Raw genomic sequence first — 23,576 nt, 5'->3', positions numbered from 1 at the left:
TGGCGTCGTTGCCCGCTGCGATCGAACAAGAAGCAGAGCGTTTTCGAGCGAAGTGGATACCGGTTCGCGTCAGGAAAACGCGTCAAAACAAAAGCTAGAGCGCGTCGCTGTCGGTTTCGCCGGTGCGGATGCGCAGCGCATGGTCGATCGGCGTGACGAAGATCTTGCCGTCGCCGATCTGTCCGGTGCGCGCCGTCGCGGTGATCACGGCGACCGCCTTGTCGGCGACGTCGGAGGCGACGGCGATCTCGATCCTCAGCTTCGGCAGGAAGTTCACGACGTATTCGGCGCCGCGATAGATCTCGGTGTGGCCCTTCTGGCGGCCATAACCCTTCACCTCGGTCACGGTCATGCCGTGGACGCCGATCGCGGTCAGCGCCTGGCGGACTTCATCGAGCTTGAAGGGTTTGATGATCGCGACGACGAGTTTCATGGTCAGGCCTATTCCCCGGGATGCGCCGCGCCGTATGTCCCCGGCGCAGCGTCAATCTGGCATCTTTCCGGGCAGATGGCATAAAAAACTTGCAGGTTGAAGCGGAAAAACGTTTTGCCATGTGAACGGCCGCCTCTGTACAGGGCATCCGTTCATCCTTCACAATGCGTTTTTGGCATGGATGCGGTGAACCGAAGCGGTGAACCTAAGCTTCTTGGCCGGTACAAAAGTATGTTTGAGGGGGACGTTTCATGGCGAGTTGGTTCTACGCATCCGAGGGCAAGCAGCAGGGGCCCTATCCGGAAGGGCAATTCCGTGACCTGATCGCGCAGGGAATTGTGCGCCCGGATACGCTGGTATGGTCCGAGGGCATGGCCGGCTGGCAGAAGGCCGCCGAAATCCCCGGCCTGATCGGCGGCAGTGCGCCCCCGATGATGCCGGCCGGCGGTCCGCCGATGATGGGCTCCGGTGGTTACGCTGGCGCCGGCTACGCGGGTGGCGGCGGCAGCGGAGGCGCGCTGGCGGTCGATTTCGGCATCCTCGAGTTCACCTGGCGCAGCATCGTGATGCTGATCGGCATGTGCTTCATCATCCCGATCCCGTGGGTGTTCGTCTGGTACACGAAATGGATCGTGTCCTGCGTGAAGGTGCCCGGGCGGCCCAATCTCAGCTTCACCGGCAATGCGATGACGCTGGTGCCTTGGTTCTTCGGATTCATCGTTCTGGCGATCGTGATCGGCTTCATCGGCAGTGCGCTGCTCAGCAATCTGCTGTTCATCGCGCAGATCGCTCTCTACTGGCTCCTTATCAAATGGATGGTCGCGAACCTCGCTTCCAACGGGCAGCCGCTGGGCTTGAGCTTCACCGGCTCGGTCTGGGCCTATGTCGGCTGGAATCTGCTGTTCGCGATCTCCGTCATCACGATCATCGGCTGGGCCTGGGTCGCCGCGGCTCAGATGCGCTGGTTCTGCCGCAGCATCGAGGGCACGCGGCGTGAGATCGTATTCAAGGGCAGCGGTCTCGGCATTCTCTGGCGCGGCATCGTCGCCGCGATCCTGTCCAGCTTCATCATCCCGATCCCTTGGGTGTACCGCTGGATCATGAACTGGTTTGCATCGCAAACCGAGCTCGCTCCGCGCGGGTCGGTCGGAGCTTGATCGCAAATCCCAGGCGCGACGAACTCGCGCCCGGGCTCTAGGACTTCCGCTCGCGCACGGAGCCTTCCTGCGCGACGGAGGCCACCAGCGTACCGTCGGGCTTGAAGATCGAGCCGCGGGTCAAGCCGCGGCCACCTCGTGCGTTCGGCGAATCCTGCGCGTAAAGCAGCCATTCGTCGGCTCGGAAGGGGCGGTGAAACCACATCGCGTGGTCGAGGCTCGCCGGCATCATGCGTTTGTCGAACAGCGTGCGGCCGTAGCGCGCCATGATCGCATCCAGCAGCGAAAAGTCCGAGGCATAGGCCAGCGCGCACATGTGCAGCGCCGGATCGTCGGGCAATTTCGCCGCGGTCCTGATCCAGACGTGAATGCGGCCGTCGTCGATCTTCTCGCCGAAATAACGGCTGAGCTCGACCGGGCGCAGCTCGATCGGACGATCGGACTCGTAGTAGCGACGGATGAACTCCGGCATCTCCTTGAACATCGGCTGCTTCGCCACCTCCTCCGCGGTCAGCTTTTCCGGCGGCGGCACGTCGGGCATCTTGTCCTGATGATCGAACGCGCTCTCCTCGTCGGTGTGGAACGACACCATGATCGAGAAGATTGCGTTGCCGTGCTGGATCGCGGTGACGCGGCGGGTCGAATAGCTCTTGCCGTCGCGCAGGCGCTCGACCTGGTAGATGATCGGAATCTGCGGATCGCCCGGCAGGATGAAATAGCAATGCAGCGAATGCGGCAGCCGGCCCTCGACCGTGCGACAGGCCGCAACCATCGCCTGCCCGATCACCTGGCCGCCGAACACCCGCTGCCAGCTCGTCTTCGGGCTGTTGCCGCGGAACAGATTCACCTCGAGCTGTTCGAGGTCGAGGATCGAGATCAGGTCGATCAGGCTTTTGGACATGATGGTGCTTTCGCATCGCCCCGGAATGGCACAGTCGGGCGGTTCCGCCCTTGTTTCACCGCACTGTTTCGCCCAGCTCAAGTCTGCTAGCAAGACCAAGAGTTAGCCGGGATTTTGGGTATGTCAGTACAGGGTAGCATTGTCATTGGCGGCGGCGCGTTTGCGGGCCTGGCGCTGGCACTGGCGTTGCGCCAGGGGCTCGGTCCCGAAATCCCCGTCATCGTCGCCGATCCGGCGCTCAGCACACGTCCGAGCCGCGACCCCCGCGCGACTGCGATCGTGGCCGCCTGTCGCCGCCTGTTCGAGGCGATCGGCGCCTGGGACGACGTCAGAGGCGAGGCGCAGCCGATCCTCGACATGGTCGTCACCGATTCCAAGCTGGAGGATGCCACCCGTCCTGTGTTCCTGAACTTCGCCGGCGATGTCGCGCCCGGCGAGCCCTTCGCGCATATGGTCGAGAACCGCCGCCTGATCGACGCGCTGGTGGTGCGGGCCGAGGCCGAGGGCATCGATCTCCGCGCCACGACGGTCGCGTCCTATGACGCGCGCCCGGAAGGCGTCGACGTGACGCTCGGCGATGGCAGCGTGATTGCGGCCAGCCTTCTGGTCGCCGCCGATGGCGCGAGGTCGAAGCTGCGCGAGCGCGCCGGCATCGTCACCCATGGCTGGGAGTACGATCAATCCGGCATCGTCGTCACCGTCGGCCATGAGCGCGATCACGACGGCCGCGCCGAGGAGCACTTCCTGCCGGCGGGTCCCTTCGCCATCCTGCCGCTCTCCGGAAAACGATCATCGCTGGTGTGGACCGAGCGCCGCAGCGAAGCCGCGCGCATCATCGCGTTGAGCGACGAGGAGTTCCACGGCGAACTCGAGCGCCGGTTCGGCCTGCATCTCGGCGAGATCAAGGCGCTCGACAAGCCGCGCGCGTTCCCGCTGTCCTATTTCGTGGCGCGCTCCTTCATCGCCGAGCGTCTCGCGCTGGTCGGCGATTCCGCGCATGTCATCCACCCGATCGCGGGCCAGGGCCTCAACATGGGGCTGAAGGATGTCGCCGCACTGGCCGAAGTCGTTGTCGATGCCGCGCGGCTCGGCATGGATCTCGGCGGCGCCGACGTGCTCGAACGCTACCAGCGCTGGCGACGCTTCGACACCATGGCGATGGGCGTTGCCACCAACTCGCTGAACTTCCTGTTCTCCAACCAGTCGACGCTGCTGCGCACGGTGCGCGACATCGGCCTCGGCCTCGTCGACCGCGCCCCGCCGCTGAAGAACCTCTTCATCCGCCAGGCCGCCGGTTTGACCGGTGAGATCCCGCGGTTGCTGAAGGGTGAGGCGCTGTAGAAAAAGGCTCGGATCTTCGTAGCGCGGATGGAGCGAAGCGTAATCCGGGGCCGCTGCATCGTCAGCGCAAGAATTCCCGGATTGCGCTGCGCTCCATCCGGGCTACGCGCTCTCAATCGATCTTGCGCGCCTCTTCCGGCAGCATGATCGGGATGCCGTCGCGGATCGGGTAGGCGAGCTTGGCGCTGCGCGAGATCAGCTCCTGCTTCGCGGAATCGAACTCCAGCGGACCCTTGGTCAGCGGGCAGACCAGGATCTCCAGCAATTTGGGATCGACGCTGGTTTCGGGGCGTTCGTTGGGCGCGTTCATTGGGGTCTCCGGCAGTCCGAGCCTCTAGCACAGAAAATTGCGCTCGCCCATCGTCGCCGTTCAGGCGGACACCATCGTCAGGATCTCGTCCAGCAGTCCCTGGAGCCGTGCCGCCGGCACCGGCGCGCCCGACAAGGCAAAACCGAGAAACGTCCAGTACAGGATCTGGGCCCGGGCCTGCGCCATCGCCGGCGCAAGCCCCCGCGTCGCAAGCAGCGTCTCGATATAGTCGATCCTGCGGCGGTCGATTGCGCGAACCGCGCCCTGCGCGGCCGCATCGAACGCCGCCCAGTTGCGCACCGCGCGCTCCAGGTCGAGCCGGGCACCAAAGGATCTCTGCAGCAGCGCCTTTAGCGGCTCGTCGCCGGCGGCCTCGACGTCGGCGATGATCTGTTCGGCCGCGATCTCGCGCCAGCGCTTGAGGACCGTGGCGTGGAACGCGCCGAGATCGGCGAAATGCCAGTAGAAGCTGCCGCGCGAGACGCCCATGGCCTTTGCGAGCGGATCGGCCTTCAGGGCCGTGAAGCCGCTCTTGGCCAGCGCCTTCAGGCCCTCTTTGATCCAGTCGTCGGCGGAGAGTTGTTCGGTCATGACCGGGTTCCAGAACTAGGCCATACACTACTGTATTGACAGGCGGCGTGCCAGCGCCTATCTCACCATACACAAGTGTATGGATGAAGCTTCAGGGAGCTCTGCCGATGCGTGATCTCTTGCTCCAGTGCGCGGGCGTCGTGGCCATTGCCGTGGCCCTCATCCATGGCATTCTCGGCGAGACCAAGGTCTTTCCCCGCGCCCGCATCGAGCCGGAACGGCTCCGCACCCTGATCCGCCTGGTCTGGCAGGCCTCGACCGTCGCCTGGATCGGCGGCGGCGTGCTCCTCATCGCGGCGCCCTGGATGGGCTCGGCGACGGCACGCCACTGGATCGTCGCGACCCTGGCCTGCGTGTTCGGTTTCTCCGCTGTCGCCAACGCATGGGCCACGCGCGGCCGGCACTTCGGCTGGATGATGCTCAGCGTGGTCGTCGTGCTGGCGGTGGCCGGTTACTGAGCCTCGAGACGATAAGCCACGCATTCAAGCGGAGCGGCGTCATGGAAAATCGCGTTCGACTGACCATCGAGAACGGCGTGGGTCATCTCCGGCTGAACCGTCCGGACAAGATGAATGCGCTCGACCCCGCGATGTTCGAGGCGATCATTGCAGCAGGCACGCGGCTCGGCGCACGCAAGGACCTCCGCGCCGTCGTTCTCTCCGGCGAAGGGCGTGCGTTCTGTGCAGGCCTTGACCTCGACCGCCTTCTCGCCACCGCGAACGGCGATCCGCTGCTCCCGTCCATTGACCTGACGCGCCGGACACACGGTATCGCGAACTACGCCCAGCATCTCGTCTGGCTCTGGCGTGAGCTGCCGGTGCCGGTGATCGCAGCGGTGCACGGCGTTGCCTTCGGCGGCGGCTTCCAGCTCGCGCTGGGGGCTGATCTCCGCTATCTCGCGCCCGGAACACGGCTAGGAGTCATCGAGGCCAAATGGGGCCTCGTGCCCGACATGTGCGGCACCCAGCTGATGCGCCATCTCGCGCGCGACGATATCGTGCGCGAGCTGACCTATTCCGGCCGCGCCTTTTCAGCGGAAGAAGCGCTTGCCTATGGCTTTGCGACGCGGCTCACCGAGGATCCCGTGTCGGCTGCGCTCGCCACGGCGCAGGAGATCGCGAACCGCAGCCCCGATGCCGTCCGCGCGGCCAAGCGCCTGTTGAACCTGTCGGCGACCTCCCATGCCGCGACCGGTCTCGCCTCGGAAACCGCCGAACAGGCGGCACTGCTCGGCGCGCCCAATCACATCGAGGCCGTCAGAAGCAACCTTGAGAACCGCGCACCGCGATGGAGCCAGGCATGAGCGCGACCCTTGGATTCGACCTGCAAACGCTCCACGCGGTCAACGCCTCCGCGGCGTTCAACCGCTCCGTGGGCTTCGAAGTCGCTGCGGCCGGCAAGGGCGAGGTGACCATCCGCATGAGGTGGCGCGACGACCTCACCCAATATTCCGGACATCTGCACGCCGGTCTGATTGCGGCCCTGCTCGACACCGCCTGTGGCTTCGCCGCTGCGACGCTCGTGGGTCCGGTCACTGCGTCGCATTTCTCGATGAATTGCCTGAGGCCGGCGATCGGCACTTATTTCGTCGCGAAGGGAACGACGCTCCGCGCCGGGCGCAGGCAGGTGTTTGCCCGCGCCGAGCTTTTCGCGGCCGATGAGCGAGATGATCTGGCTCTCGTCGCGACCGGCGAAACTGTGCTCGTTCCCACCGGCGAGCCGCGCAAGGCTGACGGGAGCTGAGCCATGGCGCTGACATTGGTCACCGGAGGCACAGGTCATCTCGGCCGGGATATCGTCGATCGTGTCGTTCGCGCCGGGCATCGCGTTCGGGTGCTTGCGCGCGCGCCGGGTGCGCGATCGGACGTCGAATGGGCCGCAGGTGATCTCGCCACGGGCGCCGGGTTGCGGAACGCGCTGCATGACGTCGACACTGTTATCCATGCGGCGACCTGGTCGCCGATCGCACGGCGCGGCAGCATCCGTCCGATCGACTTCTTCAGATCGCCTTCGGCGGTCGATGTCGAGGGTTCCGAGCGGCTGCTGGCATTCGGTGCGGAAGCCGGGGTGCGCCACTTCCTCCACATCTCGATCGTCGGTCTCGACGAAGCGACCCTGCCCTATTCGCGGGTCAAGCTCGCCGGCGAACGGCTGGTGCGCGCATCCAGCCTGTCTTGGTCCGTCGTCCGCGCGATGCCGTTCTATTATCTGTTCGACAGGCTGCTTTCGGGCCTCGCCTGGCTTCCGGTGTGGCCGGTGCCGACGACGCGATTCAATCCGGTCGACACGTCCGATGTGGCCGACCACGTCGTCACCTGCGCGTTCGACGGACAGCGCGGCGTGCGCGCGGAGATCGGCGGGCCAGAAACGCTCGATCTGGTCCTCTTCGCCCGCCAGTATCAGGATGCGAGACGACTGCATCGAAAAATCCTGCCGATCGATCTTTCGGAGACAAGGGCGCGCGGCATGGGCTTCGTCGTCAGTCGGGGCGTACGCGGACGCCTCACCTGGGCGGACTGGCTGCGGTGTAACTCTCCTGAGACGCGAAGTGCGGCCTAGCGCAGCCGGCAAGGCCAGCGGGCATCCTCCAAGGCCGTGAGGCGTAAGGCCGCAGCGACTGTCCAAATCCATGCTGCGCACGGAGCACGCTGATCTTTTTCGGATCATTAGAATGCCTCTAAACCCCGCCAGGCTCGAACCGGATTGACTTCATCCTCTCCTTTGCTTCCTTCGGTCCCGCTTCGCGCCACGCGCGCACACGACAGAGGAGGAGACGTTCGTGAAGGTCATTCGTGTTGTTGCAATTGCACTGACGGTCGGCTTGGGAATGAGCTCGGCGGCCATGGCCGACGGCTTCAAGGATTGCACCAAGCTCGACAAGGCGTCGTGGAAGCCGGCCAGCGAAGCCGAAGCCAAGGCCAAGGCGCTGGGTTACGAGGTGCGGCGCTCCAAGATCGAAGGCTCGTGCTATGAGGTCTACGGCGTCAAGGAAGGCAAGCTCTACGAGCTGTTCTACAGCCCGGAAGACCTCAGCCTGAAGAAGACGGTTGCCAAGTAAGGTCTCGAGTAAGGCTCAAGGATAGTCACGGCTTGATCGACGAAGCGGTGCCAGAAGCGCGCGGGGTGTCCGACAGGGCCCCCGCGGATCGAACTGCATCGCGGACCGTCGCTGTCTGGGACCTCCCGTTGCGCCTGTGGCACTGGGCCCTCGCGGCCAGCATTTTGGCCGCGTGGTTCACGCCCACCGTCTACGACAATCTTCACCGCATCGCCGGCTACACGGTGCTCGCGCTCCTGGCCTTCCGCCTGGTCTGGGGTTTCTGGGGAAGCCGCTATTCGCGCTTCCGCATGGTCGGCGTCAGGCTTCGTGCCGCGCCACGCTATCTCTGGAATCTGCGTCGCGGCATCACCGGCCGCTATATCGGGCTCAACCCCGCCGGCACGTTGATGCTGGTCGCGCTCCTGCTGTCGATCGCCGTCTCGGCCATCACCGGCGCGCTGTCGGTGACCGTGACCTTCTTTGGCATCTGGTGGATCGAGGACACCCATGCCTACGCGTCGGACGCCGTCATCGTGCTGGTCGTGGTGCACGTGCTGGGCGTGGTGCTGATGGGGCTTCTTCAGCGCGAGAACCTGATCCGCGCGATGCTCACCGGACGCAAGCGCATCCGGCATCACAACTGAGATCACTGCAGCGGCGGATCGCCCGAGGTGCGCTTCTTGGCGAGATCCATCTCGGTGACCGCGATCAGGATTTCGGCGCGGGTCTTCAAATCCGGCGCTTCCAGCATGGCCTGCTTTTCCGCGGGGCCATAGGGCGACATCATCGCCAGCGCATTGACGAGCGCCTCGTTGGGCGCGCCCTCGACGCCCTCCCAGTCGACCTTGAGATTGTTGGCTTTCAGGAAGTCCGCCAGCACAGTCAGCAGCGCTTCGCGATCGACCTCGTCCTCGCCCATGCGCGCGGTGAAGTCGTCGAGGAAGGTGAAGAAATCCACCTTGCACTGCCGGTAGGCGGTCAGCACCTCGAGCTCCTCGACCACCTTGAAGCGTGACACGCCGGTGAGCTCGAGGATGTAGCGGCCGTCGCCGGATTCGGCGAGCTGGGTGATGCGGCCGACGCAGCCGACGCGGAACAGCGCCGGCCTGTCGGAATTCTTGGGCGAGTGTGCGACGTCGGGCTGGATCATGCCGATCAGGCGATGGCCGTCGCGCAAGGAATCGTCGACCATCGAAAGGTAACGCGGCTCGAAGATGTTGAGCGGCATCTGGCCGCGCGGCAGCAAAAGCGCGCCCGGCAGCGGAAATACCGGAATGATCTCCGGGAGGTCGGCGGGGCCGCGATATTCGATGTTGATCGGCATCTGGACCCCGCTAGACGCGCTAGAGCATGATCCGGATCCGGAGAACCGCGTCAGCGCAAAGTGTGAAGCGGTTTTCCGACAAGATCATGCTCCAACAATAACCATTACGAAAACAGGATCGTCGACAAGCGCTTGCGTCCCTCGACGGTTGCATCATCCGTGCCACCCCAGGCCTCGAAGAACTGCACGAGCTGCTTGCGGGCGCCGTCGTCGTTCCATTTGCGGTCGCGCTTGATGATCGCCAGCAACTGCTCGGTGGCCGCCGCCCGATCGCCTTGGGCATTCAGCGCGGTCGCAAGGTCGAACCGTGCCTGATGATCGAGCGGGTTTGCGGCGACTTTCTGTTCCAGTTCGGCCACCGGCCCCAATTGCTCCGCCTGCTCGGCGAGATCGATCGCGGTCTGCACGGCCTTCACGGCGGGGTCGTTGCGCTTGGATTCCGGCACCATCGCCAGCGTCTGCTTGGCCTGCTCCATCGCGCCGGAGACGGCATAGCATTTCGCAAGCCCGGCAAGGGCCGCGATGTTGGTCGATTCATGCTGCAGCACTTCGGCATAGATCTGGGCGGCCGCCGCGGCATCGCCTTCGGCGAGTACGGCCTCGGCCTCCTGGAGAATCTCGGCGATGTTCGCCTCGCCGGGCGCCGTGACGCCCTTGGTCACCTTTTCGATGAAGGCGTTGACCTGGCTCTCGGGCACCGCGCCCATGAAGCCGTCGGCCGGCTGGCCGTTGACGAAGGCGATCACGGCCGGGATCGACTGGATGCCCATCTGGCCCGGGATCGCCGGATGCTGGTCGATGTTCATCTTGACCAGCTTGACCTTGCCCTTGGCCGCCTTGACCGCCTTTTCCAGCACGGGGGTGAGCTGCTTGCAGGGGCCGCACCACTCCGCCCAGAAGTCGATCAGCACCGGCTGGCGCTTCGATTCCTCGATGACGTCCTTCACGAAGGTCTGGGTGGTGGTGTCCTTGATCAGATCGGCCGCAGCCGGGCCCGCCGCTCCGTTACCCTGGTCGATGATCGTCACGGGATCCCCTCGTCTGATGGCTGGAATGGCGGCTCTTTAGCACGTCGCCAATTCATATGCTTTGTTGTCGGCTCCTAGATTGGGCCGAATGGGCCGAATTTCAATCCATCAGGGTCGATTCGCCGGTTCCGGAGCGTTTTCGGGCGATTTGGCCGCATTCGGGGTCCATATGGGCCCTTCAATTGCGAATCTATGCTGCCGGTAGCTGTTGCATTCGCCGTCCGGTTTTGGCATACGACAGCCGTTGCCGGCGCGTCACGCGACCGACACAGGATGCGGGTGTAGCTCAGTGGTAGAGCACGACCTTGCCAAGGTCGGGGTCGAGGGTTCGAGCCCCTTCGCCCGCTCCAATTTTTCCCAAAGCATCCAGCCAAACCGGGTCGGGTCGTGGTTTTCCACGCCGCTGGCGGCTGTATCGGGTCTCAAATGACAATTCTGGTCACGGGCAGCGCAGGCCACCTCGGGGAGGCGATTCTGCGGACGCTGCGCGGGCGCCGTTCACCTGTGCGCGGACTTGATTTGAAGCCATCGCCCTTCACCGATGCCGTCGGCTCGATCGTCGATTCCGACTTCGTGCGGCGCCAGATGGACGGCGTCATCGCCGTGATCCACACCGCGACGCTGCACAAGCCGCATGTGGCGACCCACGGCAAGCAGGACTTTGTCGACACCAACGTCGCCGGCACGCTCAACCTGCTCGAGGCGGCGGTGGCGGCCGGCGTGCGCAGCTTCGTCTTCACCAGCACCACCAGCGCATTCGGCTCGCAGCTTCGGCCCGAGGCGGGACAGGCTTCGGTGTGGGTCACCGAGGATCTGCCGCCGATCCCGAAGAACATCTACGGCACGACGAAGCTGATGGCTGAGACTCTGTGCGAGCTGTTCTTTCGCGAGCGCGGCCTGCCTGTCGTGATCTTGAGGACCTCGCGCTTCTTTCCGGAGGACGATGACGATCCCGCGATGCGATCGGCTTACCCGCTGGACAACGCGCAGGCCAACGAGCTGCTCTATAGGCGGCTGGATATAGCGGACGCGGTGAGCGCCCATCTGCTCGCCACCGAGCGTGCGCCGAAGATCGGCTTCGCCCGCTACATCGTCTCCGCGACGAGCCCGTTCGAGCCCCGCCACCTCGCTGCGCTCGCGCGCGACGCGGCCGGTGTCGTGCGCGAGCTCTATCCGGATTGCGCGCAGCTCTATGCGGCGCGCGGATGGCGGCTATTCCCCGAGATCGACCGCGTCTATGTCAACGACCGCGCACGGCATGAGCTAGGCTGGCGGCCCGAATTCGACTTCGCGCATGTTCTGAACAGCCTGCGTGAGGGGACGGACTTTCGCAGCACGCTGGCACGCGCGATCGGGTCGAAAGGCTATCACGACACGGTGTTCGACGACGGGCCCTATCCCGTCGCCTCGTAATCGCCGCGTTTGCTGTTTTGCTCGACCCATCAAATGTCTGTCCGGCGTCACCGGCAGCAAACGGCGCTGGGCCGTTCTACTGTGCATGGGGTTGTTTTCGCAATTTTTGTGCGACCGCCCCTCCTGCTGCCTGCAAATCAGCCGCGCGCCATTTTGATTCCGCGTTGCAGCGAGAGCGTTATCGTCGCCGTGCGAGTCTTCGTGGAAATTCCGTCTCAATTTCTATTGAGTCTGACCGCGCTGCATGCGACGCGCTTCTCACCGTCCGCAGATGTGCTAACCTTTTTGCGTCTGTCGTCCTGACAGACTCCGAACTTCGCCTCTCGACTAGCAAAACAAAATAATGTGCAGCCCTGACGGCTGCCTTAGGGGAGTGACGTGATGAAATTCCATCAATCCGTCTTTCAATCCGTCCTGGCACTTGCAGCGGTTGCCCTTCTCGCGGGGACAAGCGCAGTCAATGCGCAGCAGCAGGACAAGAACCGCCAGTTGAAGAAATACGAATCCGGCACCAAGGAGTTCTGGACCCATCCGCCGGACGACTGGTTCCTCGGCGACGAGACCGAGGCGCAGAAGGGCCTCGCGCCGCCCTCCGGCCCGCCGACCGGCGCGTCCGAGGCCGAGCTCGCCGCGATGATGAAGAAGATCAAGCTCCCGGCCGGCTTCAAGATCGAAGTCTATGCGCCCGGCGTTCTCGCGGCGCGCCAGATGGCCTGGGGTGACAAGGGCACGCTGTTCGTCGGCTCGTTCGGCCTTGGCAACGTCTATGCCATCAAGGACAACAACGGCAAGAAAGAGGTCAAGACCATCCTGAAAGGGCTGAACATGCCCACCGGTCTCGCCTTTAGGGATGGCGCGCTCTACGTCATCGCGGTCGATAAGCTGATCCGTTACGACAACGCCGAAGCCAATCTCGACAAGCTCGGCGACGGCAAGGTCGTCTACGACGACATGCCGTCCTATGCCGCGCATGGCTGGAAGTACATCGCCGTCGACAAGGAAGGCTGGTTCTACCTGCCGTTCGGACCGCCCTTCAACGTCGGCGTGCCCCCGACCAGCGTCTCGCAGATCCGGCGCGTCGATCCCAAGACCGGCAACGCCGAAATCTATGCGCTCGGCGTTCGCAACTCGGTCGGCGGCGACGTCGATCCGCGCACCGGCAAGTTCTGGTTCACCGAGAACGCGCGCGACTGGATCAGCGACGATCTGCCCAGCGACAAGCTGAACATGATCTCGAAGATCGGCGAGCACTTCGGCTATCCCTATTGCCACCAGGGCGACCTGCCCGATCCGAAGTTCGCGATGGGCCACAAATGCTCCGAGTTTACGCCGCCCGTGCTGAACCTCGGCGCGCACGTCGCTCCGCTCGGCATGAAGTTCTATACCGGCGACCAATTCCCCGCCGAGTACAAGAACAACATCCTGATCGCCGAGCACGGCTCCTGGAATCGCCACAAGTACCAGGGCGGCAATATCACGCGCGTGATCGTCGGCCCCGATGGCAAGAACGCCAAGAAGGAGGTGTTCGCCTCCGGCTGGATCGAGGGCGACCAGGGCTATCTCGGCCGTCCCAACGACATCATCCTCGCCAAGGATGGCTCGATCCTCGTCGCCGACGACTGGGCCGGCGCGATCTATCGCATCAGCTACAGTAAGAAGTAGCGTAGAACGACACGAGGCTGCGACCGGATGACGGCCGCAGCCTCTTTTGTTTGTGACAGGCTTGCAGCGGAACGCGTTCGTCGTGCCCGGACTTGATCCGGGCATCCATCAAACGAGAAACCTCCTTGCAAACGGGATGGATTGCCGGGCCGACGCCAAGCAGGCGGGTCAAGCCCGGCAATGACAGTCGGAGAAATCAGCCATGCGAGTCGTTCGGTTTGGAATTCTGTCTGTGACGCTATCGCTCGCAGCACTTGCAATCGTCCGCGCTCAGGCCGCCGATAACGCCGCGATCCAGGAGAAGGCCGCCGTCTGCTCCGGCTGTCACGGCGAGAACGGCATTTCGCAGACGGAGAACATCCCCTCGCTGGCCGGCCAGCCCGATCAATTCATCCAGTGGCAGCTCGTGTTCTTCCGCGCCGGCTCGCGCAAGAACGACCAGATGCAGCCGATCGTCGAGGAGATCACCAACGAGGACATCCGCAATTTCGGCGCCTATTTCGCGCAGATGACGCCGCCGAAGGCCGCGGAAGACGGGGATCCGGACCTGTCGAAAAAAGGCGCGCAAGTTGCCGTCGGCCGCCGCTGCGCCTCGTGCCATACGGATAGCTTTGCCGGCACCAAGGCCGTCGCGCGGCTCGCGGGCCAACGCGAGGAATATCTGGTCAAGGCGCTGCACGACTACAAGGCCGGTCAGCGCGTCGGCGGCGGCGTCGCCGCGATGGCCGATGTCGCCTATCACATGAGCGACGAGGAAATCACGGCGGTCTCGCACTATCTCGCGTATTTCAAATAGCGGAAGGTGCAATCACCAAACTCCGCTGTCATCCCGGACAAGCGAAGCGCAGATCCGGGATCCATAACCACAGGAAGTAATTTGGCGAAGGCTGGTGGTGAGCAACTCGCTCCATAACCACTCCCTGTGGTTATAGGTCCCGGGCTCGCGCTGCGCGCGCCCCGGGACGACAGCGGAGCTTGAAGCTACCCCGCCCGCTGCTTCTCATACGCCTTCAGATGCGTATACGCGATGCGCAGCTTCGGCACCGGCACCTTGGCTGCATCGGCGCGCGCGATGAGGTCGCCGATGACGTGATCGGCTTCGACCGGCAGGCCCGCCTTGATGTCGCGGAACATGGATGCCGTCATCGGCGATCCCTCGGTGGTGAGGTTGCCCTTCACGCGCTCGAAAAACGGGCCGCCCGGCGTGTAGCCCGACGCGGTGGCGATCGCACTGGTCTCGTCCAGCATGCCGAGCAAGAAGTCCCTGCCGCCGGGGGCCGCGAGGATGTTGCCGACGGAGGTCCGCATCAGGCTGGTGCTTGCGGCGAGCGAAGACAGGAACACCCACTTCTCCCACATGTCCTGCATGATGTTCTGGCTGGCGGCGGCGCCATTGATGCCGCTCTTGAAGGCCTCGTCGATCGCCTTGACCCGATCCGACAGTTTGCCGTCGCGCTCGCCGTAATTGAGCGATTGCATCGGCTGGAGCTGCACCACCTCGCGCTTCTCGTTCAGGGTCGCCGCGATGGCGCAGAGGCCGCCGAGCACGCGCTCCTTGCCGAATTTTTCGTCGAGCGTGTCAAGATGCCTCATGCCGTTGAGCATGGGGATGATCACGGTGTTCGGGCCGACGGCGGCCGCGAACGACTTGATGGCGTCGTCGAGGTCGAACGCCTTGCAGCTCAAGAGCACGACGTCGAAATTTTCCTTGAGCGCGTCGGCCTGCACCGTCGGCGGATTCTTCAAGGTCACGTCGCCGTTCGGGCTCTTGATGACGAGGCCGGCGCTCGCGAGCTCGCTGGCGCGCCGCGGCCGGACCAGGAAGGTGACGTCGCGGCCGGCCTGCAACAGCCTGCCACCAAAATAGCCGCCGATGGCGCCGGCGCCGACCACGAGGATACGCATGGGATTGTCCTTATTGTTGCTGTTGGCGGCCTATCTATAGGCGCCCTTGCGGTCGAAGCGAAGCAATCCAGAATGGTACCGCGATCACATTCTGTCGCCGGAGAATGGGCTATTCGCCCAGCACCATCTCCTCGACCTCGCGCAGCTGCTCCTTGCCGAAGAACATCTCGTTACCGACGAAGAAGGTCGGCGAGCCGAACGCGCCGCGGGCAACGGCCTCCTCGGTGTTCTTGATCAGCCTGCCCTTGACCTCGGGCTCCTGGGCGCGGGCGAATAGCTTTTGCGCATCGAGTCCGGACGAGACAAGCGCCTTCGCCGCAACTTCCGGGTCGTCCATCTTCTTCGGCTCGCGCCACATGTGGTGGAAGGCGGCCTCGACGTATTTTTCGAACACGCCCTCGGCCTGGGCCGCGATCGCGGTGCGCATCAGGTTCAGCGTGTTGACCGGGAAGAACGGATTCATGACATAGGGCTGGACCTTGAAGCGCTTGATGAAGCGCTCGGTCTCGACCACCTGGAATTCGCGCTTGTTCTTGATGCCGGCCAGCGTCTCGGCCGGCGACTTGTTGTTGGTCGACTTGAAGATGCCACCGAGCAGGATCGGAACGTACTCGAATTTGACGCCGATGCGGCTTTCGATCGCCGGGATCGCGAGATGGCTGAGATAGGCGTTCGGGCTGCCGAAATCGAACAGGAATTGTGGGGCTGTGCGGGTCAAAATCGTTCTCCCTGATCTGGCTTTTCATCCATTGTGGCGCAGGGCGTGCCACAGGTCCACCGTTTAATGATGGTCATAATATCTTGATGATCAGATCAGACGCCGGGTCGCCCGCTTGCGCCAGACCAGGAAGTAATAGCCCATCTGCAAGACGAACATGGCGCAGAACACGATCGGATAGGCGGCCCATACGCCCTTCAGGCCGATCGTGCGGCTCAGGATCACCGCAGCCGGAAGCTCGATCGCGACAATGGAGAAGATCGAGAGCAGCATTGGCGTGAGCGCCACGCCGGCGGCACGCATCGCGCCGGAAAATACCGTGGCCAGGCCGAACGGCACTGAGCTCCACAGGGCGATGAAGAGCAGCCCTTTCGCCAGATCGAGCACGGCGCCGTCGGTGATGAAGAGGCCGAGCACGGCGCGCGGCACGAGATAGATCAGTGCCACCAATCCGCCGGTCAGCGCGATGTTGAACGCAAGACCTGTGCGCACGATGCCGTCGAGCAGCGCCTTGTTGCCGCCACCGATGGCTTGCGCGCCGAGGATCGAGACCGCGACCGAAATCGACATCGCGGTGAACTGCGTGTAGCCCAGCACCTGGTTGACCGCGCCGTAGGCGGCGGTAGCCTCAGAGCCGTAGCCGTTGATGAGACCGAGCAACACCAGTTCGGCAATCGCCATCACCACCATGCCGATCGCGCTCGGCAGTCCGATGCCGAGGATCTTTGCGAGCACGGCGCGATTAAGCCGCAGATGACGCAGCAGCGCAGCGTCCGGTGCCAGCGCATGCTTCTTCCGCAGCAGATAGACCGCCAGCACGAGCAGCGTCAGCGCGTTGGCAATCGCAGCCGCCCATGCCGGACTGGTGATGCCGGCCACGGGAATACCGAACGAGCCGCGAATCAGCATCGGCGTCAGGATCAGGCCGATCGCGGTCGACAATGCCAGCGCCAGCAACGGCGTCACGGCGTCACCGACGCCGCGGATCATCGCCGTCATCAGCAGGAAGACGAAGCCGAGCGGCATGGTGAGCAGCATGATGCGCGCATAGGCGCTGGCCTGGTCGAGAATGTCTGCGGGCGTCGCGAGCGCCATCATCAGTTGGCGGCTGAAGATCCCGCCGACGAGTGCAACTGAAATCGAGAGCAGGAGGCCGATCGCGAGCGTCGTACCCACGACGCTCTTGATCTTCCCGTGCTCGCCCGCGCCGAAGGCCTGACCGATCAGCACAGTGGCGCCGGTGCTGAGACCCATGACGAAGGCGAAGAGAAAAAACATCACCGGGAAGAACACCGAGACTGCTGCGAGCGCGTCGACGCCGATCATCTGGCCGAGATAGACATTGCTGACCGTGCCGAACAGCGATTGCAGCGCATTGCTCAACATCAGCGGTGCGAGGAAGCGCAGGAACGTTGTCCAGAGCGGTTTTGGAGCGGACATGGATTTGCCTTTCATCGGGGCGTGCAAAGCCGTTGCCGCGCGATGCACGCGCGGCTTGGCCGACGATGGGGTGAGAGAAAGGGCTGCGCCTAGGCGCGGTCGCTGTAGGCGAGCTTGACGATGTGGTCGCGGACGTCGACCGGCCAGTCGGCGATCAGTCCGGTGAAGCGCCGCCGGTCATCCGCGAACAGGGCGCGCGAAGCTTCCTCGAACGCCGGCAGGTTACCTGCCATGGTCGACATGAAGTGATAGGCCGCATCGCGGGCCTGCCGCGCGCGGTCCTTGTCGCCGCTTGCGCGCCTTGCCTCATCGACGAGCTTCCGCAGGGCGACCGAGGCGCCGCCCGGCTGCGCGCCGAGCCACTCCCAATGCCGCGGCAGCAGCGTCACCTCGCGCGCGACCACGCCGAGTTTCGGTCGACCGCGACCGCGCGGCTCGCTCGGTGGTACGGTCTCCTCAACGGGGGGCGGGACAAGCTTCGCCAACCGCGCCAGCACCTCCCGATCCCCGCCGCGCAGATCGAAGTCGATCGATCGGCCCGTGCCGTCCTCGAAGATGATGATGGGCTCGTCCGGCGGTGGGGCCATCCGCTTGACGACCAGCGCGACTTCTCCTGCCGACCCGGACGCCAGGCGGCGCTGGCCCTGGAAAGCTGTGAAAGTCCTTTGCATCGAGATCATTGCCATATTGATGAGGTTGGCCTTTTAATACCCGGGTAAATTGTCAGCGTCAATATATCCGGGTGAAAATATCCGTCCGGATGGCTCGACATTGTGTTCCCGGGCTGGCACGTACCGGCCGACCGACCACGCCTAGCCGGGGGGATCCCAACGATGCTGACCGTTCATCACCTCAACAATTCCCGCTCGCAGCGGGTGCTGTGGCTGCTCGAGGAACTGGGCGTGCCCTACGAGATCGTGCGCTATCAGCGCCAGCCGGACATGCGTGCGCCGAAGGAACTGCGCGCCATCCATCCGCTCGGCAAGTCGCCCGTCATCACGGACAACGGCAACACCATCGCTGAATCAGGCGCGATCATCGAATACCTCATCGCCACCTACGGCAACGGCCGGCTGATTCCGCCGCCGAACACGCCGGAGCGGCTGCGCTTCACCTATTGGCTGCACTATGCGGAGGGCTCCGCGATGCAGCCGCTGCTGCTCAAGCTGCTATTCACGCTGATGCCGAAGCGCGCGCCCGCGCTTCTTCGCCCACTGGTGCGCAAGGTCTCCAACCAGGCGCTCACCGCGCTGGTCAATCCGCAGCTCAAGCAGCACATGGATTACTGGGAAGGCGAGCTCGGCAAGAGCGAGTGGTTCGCCGGCAATGAGTTCACCGCCGCCGACATTCAGATGAGCTTCCCGCTTGAAGCAGCCCAGGCGCGTGGCGGGCTCGAGCTCGGCCATCCCAAGGCGATGGCATTCCTGGAGCGCATCCACGCGCGGCCGGCGTACGCCAGAGCCCTGGAGAAGGGCGGGCCGTATCAGGTGGGGCGGTAAATTTCCTCACCGCCCCCGGGACCACGCCACCCGACTAGTCTGCGTGCAGCACGCGGCCGCGCGTCTCCGGCAGCGCGAACGCTGCGATGAAGAACACCGCGTAGGCCACCACCGCGAACATCGCGATCGCGTTCGCCAGCGACGTCGTCGCCGAGAGCGCGCCGACCAGGAACGGAAACAGCGCGCCGATGCCGCGGCCGAAATTGTAGCAGAAGCCCTGGCCGGAGCCGCGCAGCCGCGTCGGATAGAGCTCGGTCAGGAATGCGCCGATGCCTGAGAAATAGCCCGAGGCGAAGAAGCCCAGCGGGAAGCCGAGCACCCACAGGATCTCGTTGGTGAGCGGCAGCTGCGTGTAGAGCAGCACCACGGCCATGGCGCCGATCGAGAAGATCAGGAACAGGTTGCGCCTGCCGATGCGATCCGCGAGCCAGGCACCGACGAGATAGCCGACGAAGGAGCCGATGATCAGCGTCGAGAGATAGCCGGTCGAACCGACGATCGACAGGTGCCGCTCCTTGGTCAGGAACTGAGGCACCCAGAAGGTGACGGCGTAGTAGCCGCCCTGGCAGCCCGTCGCCATCAGCGAGGCCAGGATCGTGGTCTTCAGGATCGGGCCGGAGAAGATTTCCCAAAGCGCCGGACGATCGCCGCTCGCAGCCTGTTTGGCGCGGGCCTCGGCGGCGATCTCGGGTTCGGTGACGGAGCGTCGGATGTAGAACACCAGCAGCGCCGGCAGCGCGCCGATCACGAACATCCAGCGCCACGCCGTCTCGGCCGGCATCAGTGAGAACAGGATCGCCTGCGACAGCACGGCGAGGCCCCAGCCGACCGCCCAGCCCGACTGCACCGAGCCGACTGCGCGTCCGCGATATTGCGGCCGGATCGCCTCGCCCATCAGCACGGCGCCCGCCGCCCACTCGCCGCCGAAGCCGAGGCCGAGCACGGCGCGAGCGATCAGGAGCTGGTCGAAATTCTGCACGACCGCGCAGACCAGCGAGAAGAACGAGAACCAGATGATGGTGATCTGGAGCGTCCTGACACGTCCGATATGATCGGAGAGATAGCCGCCGAGCCAGCCGCCGATCGCGGAGGCCAGCAGCGTCACGGTGCCGGCGAGCCCCGCCGAAGCTGCATCGACCTTCCACAGCGCGATGATGGTGCCGATCACCAGCGGATAGATCATGAAGTCCATGCCGTCGAGCGCCCAGCCCGCCGCGCAGGCCCAGAACGTCCGCCGCTCCGGCCCGTTCATATCGCGGTAGAAGGCGAGAAGGCTGGTGTCTTCGATCTCCGCGCGCTCAATGCGCTGGGTCGGATCGGTTGTGCTCATGTGCGTTTCCCCGGCGGTCCCTTAAAGCTGCGCGGTGGTAGCACGCGGGGCAGCCCGCGCAAGCAGGCGGGCGCTCCCGTGCCATGCAATGGCGAGACTACTGTCCCGCGGCTGCCGCGCCGCGGGTACGCGGATCGGGCGCGCCGAGCGAGCCGTTCGGCGTCACCAGAATCGAATTGGCCGAGGTCTGTCCCATCGGCTCGACGATGAGGTGATCCATCGCCTTCAGCTCGAACAGCACATCGCCGGGAAAGCCGCTCTCGATGCGAACCTCGTCCGGCAGCCATTGGTGATGCAGCCGCGGTGCCGCCACGGCGGCGGCCACATCCATCTTGTAGTCGAGCACGTTGACGATGACCTGGAGCACGGTCGAGATGATGCGGCTGCCGCCGGGCGAGCCTGTCACCAGCACCGGCTTGCCGTCCTTGAGCACGATGGTCGGGGACATGGAGGATAACGGCCGCTTGCCGGGCCCGGGCAGATTGGGCTCGAAACCGACGAGTCCGTAGGCGTTGGAAGCGCCGACCGCCGCAGTGAAATCGTCGAGTTCGTTGTTGAGCAGCACGCCGGTTCCGTCGGCGACGAGGCCGACGCCATAGCTGAAATTCAGCGTGGTGGTATTGCTGACGGCATTGCCGCCGGCATCGACGATGGAAAAGTGCGTGGTATTAGTGCCCTCGCGCGGCGCGGGAGGGGCGGAGACGAGCTGCCTCGACGGCGTAGCGCGATCGGTGGAGATGCCAGCGCGCAGCTTGGCGGCGTAGTCCTTTGCAGTGAGCGTTCCGATCGGTGCATTGACGAAGGCAGGATCGCCGAGATAGCGCGCGCGGTCCGCATAGGCACGCTTCATGGATTCGATCAGCAGATGCAGCGAAGCCGGCGACCCCTGTTTCAGATCGGCGAGCTGAAAGCCCTCGAGGATGTTGAGCGTCTCCACCAGCACCACGCCGCCGGAGGAAGGCAGCGGCATCGAGACAATGTCGTAGCCGCGATAGGTGCCGCGCACCGGGGCACGGGCCACCGCAGAATAGGATTTCAGGTCGGCCGGCGTCATGATGCCGCCGGCGTCAGTCACGGCCTTGGCGAGCCTTTCCGCGACCGGCCCCTCATAGAAGCCGTGCGGCCCCTGTGCGGCGACGGCCGACAGCGTTTCGGCGAGATCGCCCTGCACCAGCCTGTCGCCTTCGCCGAGCGGCGTGCCGTCGGGGCGCGAGAAGATTTTGGCCGACGAGGGCCAGCGCGCGAGCCGCCGGTGCCAACTCGGCAGCGTGTCGGCAATGTCGTCGGTGACGACAAAACCGTCGCGGGCGAGCGTAATCGCGGGCTCGAGCAACTGTGCCAGCGTGAACCGGCCCGAGCCGTGCTTCTCCAGCGCCAGCGCGAGACCCGCCACCGTGCCGGGCACGCCAATGCCGAGCGCCGAATCCCGTGACTTCGCCGTATCGGGCTTGCCGTCAGCGCCGAGGAAGATCTGCGGGGTGGTCGCAGCCGGTGCCGTTTCACGATAGTCGATCGTGATGTCTTCGTTGTGCTCGGCCGAATGGATCACCATGAATCCGCCGCCGCCGATATTGCCGGCGCGCGGATAAGTCACTGCCATCGCAAAGCCGGTGGCGACCGCGGCATCGACCGCATTGCCGCCGCGGCGCAGGATGTCGGCGCCGACTTGCGCCGATATCTTTTCCTGCGCCACGACCATGCCGTGCTCGGACGGAACGGCGTGCACCGTGTCGAGTGCGGGTGGGACATAGGTCCGCCGCGCATCCTGCGCGGCCGCAGGCGCAAGACCAAACGCTAGAGTGGCAACGAAGGCGAAAAATGTCCGCCGTGTCGGATAGGACGACATCTTCTAACTTTCGTCGTGGCCATGGGGCAGTTCACACGCGTCGCTTCAATGCTATACGGTTTGCCCTCACAGAGGCAAAACTGTTCGTGATGGGGACTGGAATATGACGACGATCGCCCCCGATGCGCGCTTGGTCGGCGCGCAGCGGACCTATCCGCCGCGCGCCGCCGTCATCAGCTGGATTTTCTTCGACTGGGCTGCGCAGCCTTATTTCACGCTGATCACGACCTTTGTTTTCGCACCCTATTTCGCCACCAGCATTGCGCCAGATCCCGCCACCGGCCAGTCGTTGTGGGGCTTTGCGATGGCGGCTGCGGGTCTCGCGATCGGGCTGATGTCGCCGGTGCTCGGCGCCATTGCCGATGCCTCAGGCCGCAGGAAGCCGTGGATCGCAGGATTTGGCGCGCTGCTGGTGCTGGCGGCCTGCACGCTGTGGATCGGCAAGCCCGGCGATCCCGCCATCATTCCGCCGCTGCTCACCGCGGTCGCGCTCGCCAGCGTCGGCGCGGAATTCGCCACCGTCTTCAACAACGCGATGATGCCGACCCTGGTGCCGCCTGAGCGGATCGGCCGGCTCTCCGGCACCGGCTGGGCCACGGGTTACATCGGCGGCATCGTCAGCCTGATCATCGTGCTCGGCTTCCTCGCCGCCAATCCCGAGACCGGCCGCACGCTGCTCGGCTTCAAGCCGCTGTTCGGGCTCGATCCGGTCAGCCATCAGGGCGATCGCATCGTCGGACCGCTGACCGGGCTGTGGTTCATCATCTTCGTGACGCCATTGTTTGTGTTCACGCCGGATTATCCGGCGAAGCGCCCGGTGCGCGAGGCGCTACGGGCGGGATTGTCCGAGCTGAAGCAATCGATCAAGGGTCTGCCGCAGCAGAAATCGCTCGCGGCATTCCTGCTCGCCAACATGATCTACACCGACGGCCTGGTGTCGCTGTTCGCGTTCGGCGGCATCTATGCCGCCGGTACCTTCGGCTGGCACACGATCCAGATCGGCACCTTCGGCATCATGCTCGCGATCGCGGGCACCTTTGGCGCATGGCTTGGCGGCAAGCTCGACGATCGCCTCGGCCCGAAGCGCGTCATCGCCGGCAGCCTGCTTGTTCTGTTGCTGGCGGTGGCGGCGATTCTTCTGGTCGACAAGGACAGTGTCCTGTTCGTCAAGGTCGCGCCGCCTCTTCCGGGCGCGCCTCTGTTCTCGAGCGCGGCCGAGCGCGCTTATCTCGTTTTGGGTTGTCTCATTGGCGCTGCCGGCGGCCCGCTTCAGGCCGCCTCGCGCACGCTGCTGATCCGTCTCGCGCCGAAGGACCGCATCGCGCAGTATTTTGGCCTGTTCGCATTGACGGGGAAGGTGACGTCCTTCATCGGCCCGCTGCTGATCGGCATGATCACTGCGGTGACGGCGAGCCAGAAGGCCGGCATGGCCGTGCTGGTGGTGTTCTTCGTCGCGGGGCTGGGGTTGTTGATGCGGGTGAGGGATTAGCCGCACCACGCGATCTCACCTCCGTCATTGCGAGGAGCGAAGCGACGAAGCAATCCAGACTTCCTCCGCGGAAAGGTTCTGGATTGCTTCGCTGCGCTCGCAATGACCGAGTAGATGGAATCGTCGTAGCTCTGGCAGTGCGCTCCGCC

At 64.5% G+C, this 23,576-nt stretch carries 25 protein-coding genes and 1 tRNA gene; 14 read left to right on the top strand and 12 right to left on the bottom strand.

Features of this window, described 5'->3' with window-relative positions:
• Positions 1 to 94 precede the first annotated feature (94 nt).
• Positions 95 to 433, bottom strand: a complete 339-nt coding sequence (locus JQ627_RS14680; protein WP_008142802.1) for a P-II family nitrogen regulator — start codon at positions 431 to 433, stop codon at positions 95 to 97.
• Positions 434 to 684: 251 nt separating this feature from the next.
• Between JQ627_RS14680 and JQ627_RS14675 the strand changes: the two genes are divergently transcribed.
• Positions 685 to 1,590 (top strand): DUF4339 domain-containing protein, encoded by a 906-nt coding sequence (locus JQ627_RS14675; RefSeq protein WP_212484893.1) that lies wholly within the window; start codon positions 685 to 687, stop codon positions 1,588 to 1,590.
• Positions 1,591 to 1,627: 37 nt separating this feature from the next.
• Here the strand turns inward: JQ627_RS14675 and tesB are convergent, their stop codons facing one another.
• Entirely contained in the window at positions 1,628 to 2,491 is an 864-nt protein-coding gene (tesB, locus tag JQ627_RS14670; protein ID WP_028158675.1) for an acyl-CoA thioesterase II, read from the bottom strand.
• Positions 2,492 to 2,611: 120 nt separating this feature from the next.
• On the opposite strand from tesB, the gene JQ627_RS14665 reads away from it, so the two are divergent.
• A complete protein-coding gene (locus tag JQ627_RS14665) occupies positions 2,612 to 3,832 on the top strand; it encodes a ubiquinone biosynthesis hydroxylase (RefSeq protein ID WP_212484892.1) in 1,221 nt (406 codons plus the stop codon).
• Positions 3,833 to 3,944: 112 nt separating this feature from the next.
• On the opposite strand, the gene JQ627_RS14660 is transcribed toward JQ627_RS14665, so the two are convergent.
• Together JQ627_RS14660 and JQ627_RS14655 are read right to left on the bottom strand one after the other, a co-directional pair.
• A complete protein-coding gene (locus JQ627_RS14660; protein WP_212484891.1) occupies positions 3,945 to 4,142 on the bottom strand; it encodes a Trm112 family protein in 198 nt (65 codons plus the stop codon).
• Positions 4,143 to 4,202: 60 nt separating this feature from the next.
• Positions 4,203 to 4,733: a TetR/AcrR family transcriptional regulator gene (locus tag JQ627_RS14655; protein ID WP_212484890.1), complete on the bottom strand. Its 531-nt coding sequence runs from the start codon at positions 4,731 to 4,733 to the stop codon at positions 4,203 to 4,205.
• 107 nt (positions 4,734 to 4,840) lie between these two features.
• Between JQ627_RS14655 and JQ627_RS14650 the strand changes: the two genes are divergently transcribed.
• The 6 genes from JQ627_RS14650 (at position 4,841) to JQ627_RS14625 (ending at position 8,417) form a co-directional block, all read left to right on the top strand.
• Positions 4,841 to 5,191, top strand: coding sequence for a hypothetical protein (locus JQ627_RS14650; protein ID WP_212484889.1), 351 nt, complete (start codon positions 4,841 to 4,843; stop codon positions 5,189 to 5,191).
• 41 nt (positions 5,192 to 5,232) lie between these two features.
• Complete coding sequence (locus tag JQ627_RS14645) at positions 5,233 to 6,036, top strand: crotonase/enoyl-CoA hydratase family protein (RefSeq protein WP_212484888.1); 804 nt, start codon at positions 5,233 to 5,235, stop codon at positions 6,034 to 6,036.
• Positions 6,033 to 6,476 (top strand): PaaI family thioesterase, encoded by a 444-nt coding sequence (locus JQ627_RS14640; RefSeq protein WP_212484887.1) that lies wholly within the window; start codon positions 6,033 to 6,035, stop codon positions 6,474 to 6,476. Before JQ627_RS14645 ends, JQ627_RS14640 begins: the two co-directional genes overlap by 4 nt.
• Positions 6,477 to 6,479: 3 nt before the next feature.
• On the top strand, positions 6,480 to 7,292 hold the full coding sequence (locus JQ627_RS14635) for an SDR family oxidoreductase (RefSeq protein WP_212484886.1): 813 nt from the start codon (positions 6,480 to 6,482) through the stop codon (positions 7,290 to 7,292).
• A 220-nt stretch (positions 7,293 to 7,512) separates the two neighbouring features.
• Complete coding sequence (locus JQ627_RS14630) at positions 7,513 to 7,791, top strand: PepSY domain-containing protein (RefSeq protein ID WP_014490760.1); 279 nt, start codon at positions 7,513 to 7,515, stop codon at positions 7,789 to 7,791.
• A gap of 32 nt (positions 7,792 to 7,823) precedes the next feature.
• Complete coding sequence (locus tag JQ627_RS14625) at positions 7,824 to 8,417, top strand: cytochrome b/b6 domain-containing protein (RefSeq protein ID WP_212484885.1); 594 nt, start codon at positions 7,824 to 7,826, stop codon at positions 8,415 to 8,417.
• A 2-nt stretch (positions 8,418 to 8,419) separates the two neighbouring features.
• Here the strand turns inward: JQ627_RS14625 and JQ627_RS14620 are convergent, their stop codons facing one another.
• Together JQ627_RS14620 and trxA are read right to left on the bottom strand one after the other, a co-directional pair.
• On the bottom strand, positions 8,420 to 9,097 hold the full coding sequence (locus JQ627_RS14620; RefSeq protein ID WP_212484884.1) for an LON peptidase substrate-binding domain-containing protein: 678 nt from the start codon (positions 9,095 to 9,097) through the stop codon (positions 8,420 to 8,422).
• A gap of 104 nt (positions 9,098 to 9,201) precedes the next feature.
• Complete coding sequence (gene trxA / locus JQ627_RS14615) at positions 9,202 to 10,125, bottom strand: thioredoxin (RefSeq protein ID WP_212484883.1); 924 nt, start codon at positions 10,123 to 10,125, stop codon at positions 9,202 to 9,204.
• Between the two features lie 275 nt (positions 10,126 to 10,400).
• On the opposite strand from trxA, the gene JQ627_RS14610 reads away from it, so the two are divergent.
• From JQ627_RS14610 to JQ627_RS14595, 4 genes are all read left to right on the top strand, one after another.
• Positions 10,401 to 10,475, top strand: a tRNA-Gly gene (locus JQ627_RS14610).
• A gap of 76 nt (positions 10,476 to 10,551) precedes the next feature.
• Positions 10,552 to 11,538, top strand: a complete 987-nt coding sequence (locus tag JQ627_RS14605) for an NAD(P)-dependent oxidoreductase (protein ID WP_212484882.1) — start codon at positions 10,552 to 10,554, stop codon at positions 11,536 to 11,538.
• 381 nt (positions 11,539 to 11,919) lie between these two features.
• On the top strand, positions 11,920 to 13,200 hold the full coding sequence (locus tag JQ627_RS14600) for a sorbosone dehydrogenase family protein (RefSeq protein WP_212484881.1): 1,281 nt from the start codon (positions 11,920 to 11,922) through the stop codon (positions 13,198 to 13,200).
• Positions 13,201 to 13,402: 202 nt separating this feature from the next.
• Positions 13,403 to 13,996 (top strand): cytochrome c, encoded by a 594-nt coding sequence (locus JQ627_RS14595; protein WP_212484880.1) that lies wholly within the window; start codon positions 13,403 to 13,405, stop codon positions 13,994 to 13,996.
• Between the two features lie 185 nt (positions 13,997 to 14,181).
• Here JQ627_RS14595 and panE read toward each other — a convergent pair whose 3' ends face one another.
• The 4 genes from panE to JQ627_RS14575 form a co-directional block, all read right to left on the bottom strand.
• The gene (gene panE, locus JQ627_RS14590) at positions 14,182 to 15,105 is read right to left on the bottom strand and encodes a 2-dehydropantoate 2-reductase (protein ID WP_212484879.1); all 924 of its coding nucleotides are present in this window, start codon (positions 15,103 to 15,105) and stop codon (positions 14,182 to 14,184) included.
• Positions 15,106 to 15,214: 109 nt separating this feature from the next.
• The gene (locus tag JQ627_RS14585; protein ID WP_212484878.1) at positions 15,215 to 15,823 is read right to left on the bottom strand and encodes a 2-hydroxychromene-2-carboxylate isomerase; all 609 of its coding nucleotides are present in this window, start codon (positions 15,821 to 15,823) and stop codon (positions 15,215 to 15,217) included.
• Positions 15,824 to 15,913: 90 nt separating this feature from the next.
• Positions 15,914 to 17,263 (bottom strand): MATE family efflux transporter, encoded by a 1,350-nt coding sequence (locus JQ627_RS14580; RefSeq protein ID WP_249143095.1) that lies wholly within the window; start codon positions 17,261 to 17,263, stop codon positions 15,914 to 15,916.
• An 89-nt stretch (positions 17,264 to 17,352) separates the two neighbouring features.
• Positions 17,353 to 17,949, bottom strand: coding sequence for a DUF2239 family protein (locus JQ627_RS14575; RefSeq protein ID WP_212484876.1), 597 nt, complete (start codon positions 17,947 to 17,949; stop codon positions 17,353 to 17,355).
• Between the two features lie 147 nt (positions 17,950 to 18,096).
• Between JQ627_RS14575 and JQ627_RS14570 the strand changes: the two genes are divergently transcribed.
• Entirely contained in the window at positions 18,097 to 18,762 is a 666-nt protein-coding gene (locus tag JQ627_RS14570) for a glutathione S-transferase family protein (RefSeq protein WP_014490749.1), read from the top strand.
• Between the two features lie 34 nt (positions 18,763 to 18,796).
• On the opposite strand, the gene JQ627_RS14565 is transcribed toward JQ627_RS14570, so the two are convergent.
• Positions 18,797 to 20,092, bottom strand: coding sequence for an MFS transporter (locus JQ627_RS14565; RefSeq protein ID WP_212484875.1), 1,296 nt, complete (start codon positions 20,090 to 20,092; stop codon positions 18,797 to 18,799).
• 97 nt (positions 20,093 to 20,189) lie between these two features.
• Positions 20,190 to 21,938: a gamma-glutamyltransferase gene (gene ggt / locus JQ627_RS14560; protein WP_212484874.1), complete on the bottom strand. Its 1,749-nt coding sequence runs from the start codon at positions 21,936 to 21,938 to the stop codon at positions 20,190 to 20,192.
• 103 nt (positions 21,939 to 22,041) lie between these two features.
• Between ggt and JQ627_RS14555 the strand changes: the two genes are divergently transcribed.
• Positions 22,042 to 23,427 carry an MFS transporter gene (locus JQ627_RS14555; protein ID WP_212484873.1) on the top strand — a complete coding sequence of 462 codons (1,386 nt, stop codon included), beginning with the start codon at positions 22,042 to 22,044 and terminating at the stop codon, positions 23,425 to 23,427.
• Positions 23,428 to 23,576: the final 149 nt, after the last annotated feature.

It is taken from the genome of Bradyrhizobium liaoningense (genome assembly GCF_018130785.1).
Classification (GTDB): Bacteria; Pseudomonadota; Alphaproteobacteria; order Rhizobiales; family Xanthobacteraceae; genus Bradyrhizobium; species Bradyrhizobium liaoningense_A.
The sequence above is the reverse complement of the archived record's forward strand: the minus strand, read 5'-3'. Positions and strand labels throughout refer to the sequence as shown.

Coding starts and splice junctions, on each gene's coding strand:
- JQ627_RS14580 (WP_249143095.1), bottom strand. CDS start 17,263: ATGTCCGCTCCAAAACCGCTCTGGACAACGTTCCTGCGCTTCCTCGCA.
- JQ627_RS14675 (WP_212484893.1), top strand. CDS start 685: ATGGCGAGTTGGTTCTACGCATCCGAGGGCAAGCAGCAGGGGCCCTAT.
- JQ627_RS14575 (WP_212484876.1), bottom strand. CDS start 17,949: ATGGCAATGATCTCGATGCAAAGGACTTTCACAGCTTTCCAGGGCCAG.
- JQ627_RS14600 (WP_212484881.1), top strand. CDS start 11,920: ATGAAATTCCATCAATCCGTCTTTCAATCCGTCCTGGCACTTGCAGCG.
- JQ627_RS14665 (WP_212484892.1), top strand. CDS start 2,612: ATGTCAGTACAGGGTAGCATTGTCATTGGCGGCGGCGCGTTTGCGGGC.
- JQ627_RS14595 (WP_212484880.1), top strand. CDS start 13,403: ATGCGAGTCGTTCGGTTTGGAATTCTGTCTGTGACGCTATCGCTCGCA.
- JQ627_RS14620 (WP_212484884.1), bottom strand. CDS start 9,097: ATGCCGATCAACATCGAATATCGCGGCCCCGCCGACCTCCCGGAGATC.
- JQ627_RS14655 (WP_212484890.1), bottom strand. CDS start 4,733: ATGACCGAACAACTCTCCGCCGACGACTGGATCAAAGAGGGCCTGAAG.
- tesB (WP_028158675.1), bottom strand. CDS start 2,491: ATGTCCAAAAGCCTGATCGACCTGATCTCGATCCTCGACCTCGAACAG.
- JQ627_RS14650 (WP_212484889.1), top strand. CDS start 4,841: ATGCGTGATCTCTTGCTCCAGTGCGCGGGCGTCGTGGCCATTGCCGTG.
- JQ627_RS14565 (WP_212484875.1), bottom strand. CDS start 20,092: ATGAGCACAACCGATCCGACCCAGCGCATTGAGCGCGCGGAGATCGAA.
- JQ627_RS14605 (WP_212484882.1), top strand. CDS start 10,552: ATGACAATTCTGGTCACGGGCAGCGCAGGCCACCTCGGGGAGGCGATT.
- JQ627_RS14660 (WP_212484891.1), bottom strand. CDS start 4,142: ATGAACGCGCCCAACGAACGCCCCGAAACCAGCGTCGATCCCAAATTG.
- panE (WP_212484879.1), bottom strand. CDS start 15,105: ATGCGTATCCTCGTGGTCGGCGCCGGCGCCATCGGCGGCTATTTTGGT.
- JQ627_RS14635 (WP_212484886.1), top strand. CDS start 6,480: ATGGCGCTGACATTGGTCACCGGAGGCACAGGTCATCTCGGCCGGGAT.
- JQ627_RS14570 (WP_014490749.1), top strand. CDS start 18,097: ATGCTGACCGTTCATCACCTCAACAATTCCCGCTCGCAGCGGGTGCTG.
- JQ627_RS14640 (WP_212484887.1), top strand. CDS start 6,033: ATGAGCGCGACCCTTGGATTCGACCTGCAAACGCTCCACGCGGTCAAC.
- ggt (WP_212484874.1), bottom strand. CDS start 21,938: ATGTCGTCCTATCCGACACGGCGGACATTTTTCGCCTTCGTTGCCACT.
- JQ627_RS14680 (WP_008142802.1), bottom strand. CDS start 433: ATGAAACTCGTCGTCGCGATCATCAAACCCTTCAAGCTCGATGAAGTC.
- JQ627_RS14555 (WP_212484873.1), top strand. CDS start 22,042: ATGACGACGATCGCCCCCGATGCGCGCTTGGTCGGCGCGCAGCGGACC.
- JQ627_RS14645 (WP_212484888.1), top strand. CDS start 5,233: ATGGAAAATCGCGTTCGACTGACCATCGAGAACGGCGTGGGTCATCTC.